Source organism: Candidatus Infernicultor aquiphilus (assembly GCF_002784285.1).
GTDB classification, from domain to species: Bacteria; Atribacterota; Phoenicimicrobiia; order Phoenicimicrobiales; family Phoenicimicrobiaceae; genus Infernicultor; species Infernicultor aquiphilus.
Genome location: NZ_PFKO01000219.1, coordinates 1 through 228, shown reverse-complemented (window position 1 = coordinate 228; position 228 = coordinate 1). Strand labels below are relative to the sequence as shown.

1 protein-coding gene is annotated in these 228 nt (G+C 36.8%); it reads left to right on the top strand.

Annotated features, from left to right (window positions below):
* Positions 1–228 (top strand): hypothetical protein (locus tag COZ07_RS05695; RefSeq protein ID WP_406607608.1); only part of this gene is annotated, 228 nt, incomplete at both ends.

The window sequence follows — 228 nt, the reverse complement described above, 5'->3', positions numbered from 1 at the left end:
GTGTGCGCGCTGGCTCGATGGACCTGGGCCTGAACCCGGAGAAATTGATTATCAGTTAAAGATAACGGTTGAAGTAAAAGGAGAAATTAATACTTATGATGGGATATATTATATAGTATTAGATGCAGATAGCGAATCAATCGATGGACCGAGCGCAGATATAAATTCTTGGGATGATGAATATTATTATATTAGGTTAGAGAATGGCTTCTTTTATTTTGTAAAGGA